Genomic DNA, 8,655 nt, shown 5'->3' with positions numbered 1-8,655 from the left:
AAAAAATCAAATAAAACGTCACAAAACTGCGATTCTAGCGACTCTAAGCAAAAAACCGTAGAAATCCCTGCTAACTTAGCTAAACATCCTAAAAACGCAAATTTGAGCGATTTAGAGCATAGAGTAAGCCGCATCACAGGCGAAATAATGAGAAATGGGCTATCAGATCGTTTTAAACAGGGTAGTGAGTCTGGTATGGACATGATAAAACGTATTAAAACAGAAATCACAAGCGAAGATATAGTCGAAATTTGGGAATCAAAACTCCAAGAAATGGGCGTAGTTATCGAGTAGAAATAGGCTGTTTTTTTAATTTCGTGCTATCATGATTTTATATTTAAATGAGTTAAGCAAGCCTACCTGTATATACAAAAAACCTTCGGTTTTTCGATATACAGGGACTTGTTAGGGTTCCACCCTAAGACCCGTAGCCCATCACAGATGGGCAAGTCAACATGATTGACTTAAAAGCAAAACCAAAGCCTGTTAAGGAGATGTGCGGTGAGTATACGAAGTAAAAATAAAATTTTCAGACTCACCGAGTTACAGCTAGAGCAACTGGAGAAGCACCTCGAAAAAGAGGGTACGACTTTTACAGACTTCATTCACTCCCTGATTCAACGTGAAGTTATGCAAGATGCCGTTACCGTTCAACAGACCCAACACGAAATAAAACCCACAAGAACAAAAATTAAAACAGTAGTCGAAGTGATTAAACGCTACCAAAAAACCGATCCAGCTTTATTGCTTGAGCTAGCTAAAATTGGCAACAACCTGAACCAAATCGCAAGGGCATTAAACATCATCAAAAATGCTGATCAGCAAGAACAGCGAAAGCTAGATATTTTTAGCGTGTTGCTTGTTTTAAAAGGCATCCAAACCGAGCTAGAAAAAATTTTCCCTGCCCTGCCTAAAATCAGTCGGCAAAGTCCTGAACGGCTTAAAAAAAGGCTGTCTTCAATCCAACTAGCAGAGGAAGACGAAAGTGCATATTAAATTCCTCGATCATGGAAAGGGCAGTCCTGCAAAAGCATCTGCATATTTACTCGATAAACTAGACCACCTAGGCAACGTCCGTGCAGGCATCGAAGTTTTAAAAGGGGATGCAACCACGTTCAACGCCATTTGTGACTCAAGCCCTCACCTATGGAAATACACCAGTGGCGTGATTGCATGGTCAAAAGACGATGAACCTACAGACGAGCAGATCAAAGAAGTCTTAGACGACTTTGAAAAACATGCATTCGCAGGACTAGAGCAATCGCAGCACCACCTTTTTGCCGTTTTACATACTGATGACGATGGCTCGAAGCATATTCATGTCTTAACGCCACGGATCGACTTAGAAAGCGGGAAATCACTCAATATTGCGCCCCCAGGGCATGAGAAACATTTCGACTCACTACGGGACTTTTTCAACACAAAATATCAATGGTCACGTCCTGATGACTTGCTTTTAATGCAGACCACACAAGAGCCGAATCACATTGCCAAGCTGAACGCCCAAGCAAAAAAAATTCTTAATGAGCAAGATCTCACAAACCTAACAAAATCACAGTTTTGCAAGGTAATAGATAATTACGTCAAAACTCTTTTAAAAACACAAACAGTAAAAAATAGAGCCGAAATTGTGAATTGTATCGAGCAACTGGAAGGTGTGGCATCAGTCCGAGCACAACAAACCGTAACTGTCACTCTCAATAATGGCAAAAAACATAGACTTTCAGGCGATTTTTATCATGAACAATTCGAAATTGGACTTTATTCAGAGCGTCTCAGAGCAGAAGCAGAAAGCCGACCAACTGCAAACGAGCTTGCAGCAGCTCTCACTGACGCTGATCAACTTCGAGCAACTTATCGGGCAAAGCGAGAAGCCTATAATCAACAGCACTACGCTTTTGCGAAAGGTACAGCAGACGACTATAGCCCTAGAATCGCACCTAAGCTCGATTTTGACCGAGATAGAGAATCTATCACCACAAGCAATAAAAACACTAACAACGAGCTATATGGAGCAAATAGAAGCACTCCAAGCAAAACTAGCGAATATAGATATTGCGGAAATATCAAAAGTGAAATCGAGCATAGATTCGTTTTCAATATCAATTCAGGCTCTACAGAACCACATCAACAGCCAGTTGCAGAGCATTTCGATAGACAAACCAAGTCTACAAAAGAGCATTCAATCCCAAATACAGCAAGCAATAGCGAACCAAAGCGAACAGATAGAGAGCAATATACAAACGCTGATCACGGAGAAATTGAACAGCCAGAGAGCATTTCACGGACTACTGGGGATAGTGATATTTTCAGTGTTGATGCTTTTAATCAGTTTTTATTTCGCCTTTCAAGCACGAGCCAACCTAAAAACAATCGAAGCACAAAAGCAAATGATTCAACAGAACGCACAAACGATCACAAGCCAAATCAACTATTTGAACAGTCTACGGAGATAAGGCATGCAGACCGAAATCGACCATTATTTGACAGAGCAAAACAGCTTATTGATGCAACAAAACAACTTGTTAGCCGAGCAAAACAAGGTTTTGAGTCAACAAGTCGATTCATTAAAGACCATCTTGACCGGCTACAGCGAAGTAGAGCAAGAATTACAGGACAAAATCAGCATTTTGCAATCGGAGAAACAGGCACAACAAGCCTTGATCTCGGCACTCAAAATCGAGCTATCCAAAATCGAGCAGGGCAACTTTTCGGAGCAGTTACAGCAAACATTTCAGGAAAACTTGAAAACCCAATTACAAACGCAATTAGCGAGAGCATTGAATCAACTGGATTTAAACAGCGCTGTCAGCGACTTGGTGAAGGTCGAGTTAGAACAAATTCAAATGACCATTGGCACACAGCAGACAGACATCGAGAAGGCACTCTCGAAAATCTTGCAATTGAAAGTACCAACCAACTTTTACGAAGATTTGGAGACGCAAAGCGAGCAGATCAATACGCTTGGGGAAACTGTAGAAAGATTAATAGCGTTAATCAACAACTTGAACGACTAGAAACCACAGTAGCGGAAATTCGACTCAAGCCAAAACCGGCTACGAATTTCAGTTACTTGCGAAGTGACGGTTATTACCCCGATTACGTTGGTAATCACAAAGAACTATGCAACAAGCAACAGGAAGCCTATAACAACAAAAAACCACTACAGTTGATTGATTATATACAGAAAAAATCTAAAAATTTAGAAACGTACATTAGCCGTGCACGTTCAAATATCCACGAATGGGAATACGATAAATTTGAGAAAATAATCAAAAACGACAATCAAATGCTGAAATATCTGCAATGTGAGAAGATTTTAGAGCCTCAAAATGACCATTTAAAACAGCAAAGAGAATCATATCAAGCGTGTTTAAAGAGTTTTGAGAGCATCAATAGTCATATTCACGAGATCAAAAACCCATCCCCTAAACGCAATATTTCTCAACAGATCTATGAACAAGATCACAAGCCACAGCCAAACAATGATTTAGATTTTTAGTAAATATCAACAATGATTTACTGAACAAATATCTATCATCTCTTGCCCGACTTTGAAAAATGGCTAAAGCCATATTTCAAAGCATCGAGCGAAGATAGGTTAAGCACCTAAACGCATTAATTTTTCTTGAATCGCATCACTGACAAAGGAGTTAAGAGAATTACTTGATGCTAAAACAGCTTTACGGTGCATTTCAGGGCTAATACGCACATTAAACGTGCCTTTAAATGGCTGATCAGGTTTTTTACCTAGTTCAGTACAAGATTCTAAATAGCCATCTACAGATTCTTTAAAAGCTTGCTCAAGTGCTTTTAATGTTTCTGCTTCATAGGTGATGAGATCACGGATAAACGCAAGTTTTCCAAACAATTCGCCTGTTTCGAGATCAGGTTCAATCGTACCAAGATAGCCTTTGTATTTTAAGTAGCTCATAAAAATCTCTCCTGCTTGAGTGCCTGTTTCACAGCTTTCAATGCTCCACCTTTGATTTCATTTTCAGGATGTGGCCTGTGCAGTAAAATCATGTGTTCAGTTTTTGCATTAAAAAAACGGACACGAGAGCCTGCCATTTCAAACTTTTCATAGCCGAGCTGATTCAGTAAAACGACTAAATCCTTATACGGAAATGTATTTTTTGCATTTCCGAATCTTTCTAGTAACTTTTCCGTTTTACCCATACTTTAACCCTACCATTACTGCAACTAAGTATAGTTACTTTTAAATAAAAATTGCAACTATCCATAGTTGCAATTTCGTATAAGAGATTTTATGTTAAATAAGATGGAACTTAGACAAAATTTTATTAATAGTTATGCATTCTGCACAGTTAGTTTTAGACCTAAAGCATTTACTACACGATTAATCGTATCAAAACGAGGTGCTGAATCTTGACGGAGTGCTTTGTAAAGTGCTTCACGTCCAATTCCTGCTTCTTTAGCGATTTGAGTCATACCACGAGCTTTAGCAATTACACCAAGTGCATGAGCTAGTTCAGCAGGGTCATTCTCTTCAAGAACCATATTAAGATACATTACAATATCTTCTTCACTCTTAAGTGCTTCTGCCATGTCAAAGCTAGGTAGATCAGCTATTTTAACCATTTTTCAATCCTCTAAAGATTTTGATAAATCAACAGCTCGTTCTATATCCTTTTGCTGTGTAGATTTATCACCACCTCCAAGCATCACAATGATTACATCACCATGTTTGATGTAATACATGCGCCAACCTGGTCCGAAGAACTCTCGCATTTCCCAAACACCTTCTTGAAGATGCTTTACATCGCCCCAATTACCACGCTGAACCTTATCTAATCTTCGATTCAGTTTAAGACGGGTCATACTGTCTTTAATGCTATCTAGCCATTCATCAAATTCAGGGAGACGTTTAATCTCGGTCATGAAAGTTCCTCTTTATTGTATTCGATCGAATACACAACATTATAATGAATATATTTTATGAGTAAATGAAATAATAAGAATATATTTTATCAATTGATTATTTAATAACCTATGTTCTTGGCAAAAGGTATCAAACCTGCTCATAAAAAAGCCGACTTGTTTCTAAGTCGGCTTTTTACTGTTTTTGAAGTCAGTCAAAATTTTATAACTATATGAAAAACAATAATATTTTAAATTGCGTTTCGTATAAGCTCTATTATGTTAAATAATTAAGGATAAAAGCTTTATTACTAAATAGAACAGTTGCTTAAAGCAGTATAGAGTTAAGTTTGCATTTTAATATCAAGTTGTCTTTCAGCACCGATAATCACCATACGAATCCCATTTTCAAAAATGTCATCCGCATTCATATTTTGTAAGGTATTCACTCCTTGGAGCATGAGTGGATATATAGTTGGATCGGCTTCGAATGGTGGGTCTGATCTTATTTCTTCTTGCTGCTCCTCAAGGACCCACCCAACAATAAACCTTCCTAATGTCATAAGTAATGCAACTGCTTCAACAGGAGAAAACCCAGCATGAGATAACAGCGCAACTTGGGCCTCAATCGTGTTGAAATGTCCTTGACTGGGGCTAGTTCTTGCATGTAGACGAGCACCATCACGGTAAGCTAGTAGTGCTCGACGAAAGCTTACAGAATTAGCGAGCAACCAATCTTGCCATGTCATCCCATCGATGGGTAAAGAAACTAAATGGTGTTCATTTATAATGGTTTCCGCCATTGCTTCCATTAACAAGGATTTATTCTTGAAATGCCAATATAGAGTTGGAGATTTAATACCCAATCGTTGAGCTAGCTTGCGTGTGGTTATTGAATCTATGCCTTCTTCATTCAACATATCCAATGCGGTACGCAGGACTATTTCACGTGTCAGACGTTGAGGTGCAATATCTTTTTTACTCATAAATCTATCACTGATAGGGAGTGTGTGAGAGAATATTAATTCTATCATTGCTAGAGAAGGCATTTGTGAAGAAATCATTGAGCGTGATTTTAATCACTATATTTCTGGATGCTGTTGGGATTGGTTTAATTATGCCGATCTTGCCTGAATTATTACGGTCATTGGCTGGAGCTGAAGCAGGCGGTGTTCACTATGGTGCTTTATTAGCTGTGTATGCTCTGATGCAGTTCATTTTTACACCTATCCTTGGAGCGTTGAGTGACCGATTTGGACGTCGACCTGTATTAATTATTTCAATTGCTGGTGCAACGGCTGATTATCTCCTAATGGCTGCTGCTCCTTCTCTATTGTGGCTATATATTGGTCGTATTTTTGCGGGAATTACAGGTGCCAACATGGCTGTTGCAACAGCTTATGTTTCAGATATTACTCCAGCCCATGAGCGTGCAAAAAGGTTTGGTCTCCTTGGAGCTGTCTTTGGTATTGGGTTTATAGCGGGTCCGGTAATAGGTGGAGTTTTGGGTGAATGGAACTTACATGCACCGTTCTTTGCTGCTGCTTTTATGAATGGGATTAATTTAATAATGACAGCAGTCTTATTAAAAGAATCAAAACACAGCAATAAAATGACTGAGAAGGTTCAGGAGCAATCAATATTAAAGAAATTATCCTATTTGATCACTCAACCTAATATGGCTCCATTGCTTGGTATCTTTTTAATTATCACATTGGTTTCACAAGTCCCCGCAACTTTATGGGTTATCTATGGGCAGGATCGTTATGGCTGGAGTATATTTATTGCAGGTGTTTCCCTTGCTAGTTATGGAATATGCCATTCTATTGCACAGGCTTTTGCTATCGCCCCTATGGTAAAGAGGTTTGGAGAGAAAAATACGTTGTTATGTGGAATAGCTTGCGATGCAATTGGTTTACTTCTTTTATCTATTGCTGTTGAAGAATGGGTGCCTTTTGCGTTGTTACCATTGTTTGCCCTTGGTGGAGTAGCCGTTCCTGCTTTGCAAGCAATGATGTCCAGAGGTATTAGTGATGAAAGACAAGGTGAATTACAAGGGCTATTAAGCAGTTTTAATAGTCTGGGGGCTATAATTGGTCCTGTATTAGTTACTAGCCTCTATTTTATGACTCAGGCATCAGCTCCTGGAATGGTATGGGCATTAGCTGCAATACTTTATGTAATCACCCTACCCTTATTGCTTAAGTATCGCCTGAATAAATATTCTGGAGTTCCATAAAATATTTAATTTATTGGTTTAAAAACTAATGGATTCTATAGTTTATCTAAAATTAACATAATACACCTTATACGAAACGTGTTATAATTAACCTTTAAATTCATACACTTATTTCAAAGTTTATAGCCCATCTTCCCCAAGTTGGGCTTTTTTTATGATTTTTCACGTTCCACGCTTAATAAGTGAACAATGTTCCACGGTTTTGATTAGATATTTTAATCATTCCAGTCAGAACCGAGCGAGTGTCTACGAGCGATTGAGCATCATAAAAATTTCGGCCTTGCCTTTTCCCTGATTACACACTCCCCTTAGCTTAATAACGAAAGATACAGAGCATCCCGAAGGGTGCGAACTTTGGAGCTTTTGCTTTTTTAAAATTTTAGATGCTATTTGCTAAAATTGCCCTCTGACGTAACGAAGTGGAGTTAAAAAAGTTTGAGCTTTAGCGAAAACATAGGGCAATTTTCATAAAAATTTTCTTTTTATTATTTTAATACTTTTAAAGACTTTTACGTCCTTTTATAGCCTTTGATAGCAAGCGTTTCAGAGCTTAACTATGGAGGGATATCTGCTAACTATGGAGGGATATCTGCTAACTATGGAGGGATATCTGCTTAACTATGGAGGGATATCTGCTAACTATGGAGGGATATCTGCATATAATTGACAACTATGTAGCAATATGAAAGACTCAATAGTATTCAATAAATCTAAAGCTAAAAAGATGGCTAAAAATAATCTTGTTGTGAAATCAAACCAAGTGGTCGAAGCCTCCTACACACTGACCACGCTTGAACAGCGGCTAATCCTCAGCGTCATAGCTCAAATTCCAAAAGGGCAAGAAGTCTCAGATGATGTGCTTTACCCAATTTCGATTGAAACGGTCGTCAAGCTTGGCGGAGATGCCAATATTTTTTACACCAACATAAAAGAAGCGCTAAACCGCCTGTATGATCGATCTATCGTACTTAGAGATATGGATGAATCAACGTCTTTCAGATGGATTCAACAAAAGCGAGAAACGAAGTCAGGGGAGCTTTCCATTCGCTTTTCAGCCCCTATCCTGCCATTTTTATCTAATCTCAGTACCGAATTCACAAAATACCTAGAATCCGATATCGTTGGCATGACTAGTACTTATGCCATCCGTTTTTATGAGCTGATGATGCAGTATAGAAGCACTGGAAAACGTGAGATTAGTCTTGAGGATCTACGCTGGATGTTCCAGCTACAGAATAAATATCCAGTATGGGCGGATCTAAAACGATGGGTGATTGACCAAGCAACTAAGGAAATCAATCAATACAGCCCTTACAAGCTTACAATTGAAACCAAGAAAACAGGACGGAAGATCACAAGTATCGTCCTAAGTTTCCAAGATAAAAAATTCTTAAAAGCAGACAAAGGGAAAAAATCAAATAAAACGTCACAAAACTGCGATTCTAGCGACTCTAAGCAAAAAACCGTAGAAATCCCTGCTAACTTAGCTAAACATCCTAAAAACGCAAATTTGAGCGATTTAGAGCATAGAGTAA

General features: G+C 38.6%; 9 protein-coding genes and 1 pseudogene. 5 read left to right on the top strand and 5 right to left on the bottom strand.

Annotated features, from left to right (window positions below; translation table 11 throughout):
• From FTT83_RS14880 to FTT83_RS14870, 3 genes and pseudogenes are all read left to right on the top strand, one after another.
• Positions 1-294, top strand: a pseudogene (locus FTT83_RS14880) (replication initiation protein); the annotation flags it as partial.
• 213 nt (positions 295-507) lie between these two features.
• Entirely contained in the window at positions 508-996 is a 489-nt protein-coding gene (mobC, locus tag FTT83_RS14875; RefSeq protein WP_180176808.1) for a plasmid mobilization relaxosome protein MobC, read from the top strand.
• Entirely contained in the window at positions 986-3,502 is a 2,517-nt protein-coding gene (locus tag FTT83_RS14870; protein WP_180176807.1) for a relaxase/mobilization nuclease domain-containing protein, read from the top strand. The genes mobC and FTT83_RS14870 overlap by 11 nt, the downstream gene beginning before the upstream one ends.
• 99 nt (positions 3,503-3,601) lie before the next feature.
• Here the strand turns inward: FTT83_RS14870 and FTT83_RS14865 are convergent, their stop codons facing one another.
• The 5 genes from FTT83_RS14865 to FTT83_RS14845 all read right to left on the bottom strand — a co-directional run bounded on the left by FTT83_RS14865 (position 3,602) and on the right by FTT83_RS14845 (position 5,867).
• A complete protein-coding gene (locus tag FTT83_RS14865) occupies positions 3,602-3,934 on the bottom strand; it encodes a type II toxin-antitoxin system HicB family antitoxin (protein ID WP_180176806.1) in 333 nt (110 codons plus the stop codon).
• Positions 3,931-4,179 (bottom strand): type II toxin-antitoxin system HicA family toxin, encoded by a 249-nt coding sequence (locus FTT83_RS14860; protein ID WP_068912612.1) that lies wholly within the window; start codon positions 4,177-4,179, stop codon positions 3,931-3,933. Before FTT83_RS14860 ends, FTT83_RS14865 begins: the two co-directional genes overlap by 4 nt.
• Positions 4,180-4,311: 132 nt before the next feature.
• Complete coding sequence (locus tag FTT83_RS14855; protein ID WP_004787581.1) at positions 4,312-4,602, bottom strand: addiction module antidote protein; 291 nt, start codon at positions 4,600-4,602, stop codon at positions 4,312-4,314.
• A 3-nt stretch (positions 4,603-4,605) separates the two neighbouring features.
• The gene (locus FTT83_RS14850; protein ID WP_004787583.1) at positions 4,606-4,902 is read right to left on the bottom strand and encodes a type II toxin-antitoxin system RelE/ParE family toxin; all 297 of its coding nucleotides are present in this window, start codon (positions 4,900-4,902) and stop codon (positions 4,606-4,608) included.
• A gap of 323 nt (positions 4,903-5,225) precedes the next feature.
• Positions 5,226-5,867, bottom strand: a complete 642-nt coding sequence (locus FTT83_RS14845) for a TetR/AcrR family transcriptional regulator C-terminal domain-containing protein (protein WP_004787586.1) — start codon at positions 5,865-5,867, stop codon at positions 5,226-5,228.
• Between the two features lie 65 nt (positions 5,868-5,932).
• On the opposite strand from FTT83_RS14845, the gene tet(39) reads away from it, so the two are divergent.
• Both tet(39) and FTT83_RS14835 read left to right on the top strand, forming a co-directional pair.
• Positions 5,933-7,120, top strand: coding sequence for a tetracycline efflux MFS transporter Tet(39) (gene tet(39), locus FTT83_RS14840; RefSeq protein ID WP_065996278.1), 1,188 nt, complete (start codon positions 5,933-5,935; stop codon positions 7,118-7,120).
• Positions 7,121-7,802: 682 nt separating this feature from the next.
• On the top strand, positions 7,803-8,655 hold an 853-nt coding region (locus FTT83_RS14835; RefSeq protein WP_180176805.1), incomplete at its 3' end, for a replication initiation protein.

The organism is Acinetobacter sp. YH01018, assembly GCF_013420295.1.
Lineage (GTDB): Bacteria > Pseudomonadota > Gammaproteobacteria > Pseudomonadales > Moraxellaceae > Acinetobacter.
Note: the sequence above shows the minus strand (reverse complement) of the source record. Positions and strands in the feature narration are given on the sequence as shown.

Excerpts from the sequence above, each read along its gene's own strand:
- FTT83_RS14865 (WP_180176806.1), bottom strand. The coding sequence starts at position 3,934 with ATGAGCTACTTAAAATACAAAGGCTATCTTGGTACGATTGAACCTGAT.
- FTT83_RS14860 (WP_068912612.1), bottom strand. The coding sequence starts at position 4,179 with ATGGGTAAAACGGAAAAGTTACTAGAAAGATTCGGAAATGCAAAAAAT.
- FTT83_RS14855 (WP_004787581.1), bottom strand. The coding sequence starts at position 4,602 with ATGGTTAAAATAGCTGATCTACCTAGCTTTGACATGGCAGAAGCACTT.
- FTT83_RS14850 (WP_004787583.1), bottom strand. The coding sequence starts at position 4,902 with ATGACCGAGATTAAACGTCTCCCTGAATTTGATGAATGGCTAGATAGC.
- FTT83_RS14845 (WP_004787586.1), bottom strand. The coding sequence starts at position 5,867 with ATGAGTAAAAAAGATATTGCACCTCAACGTCTGACACGTGAAATAGTC.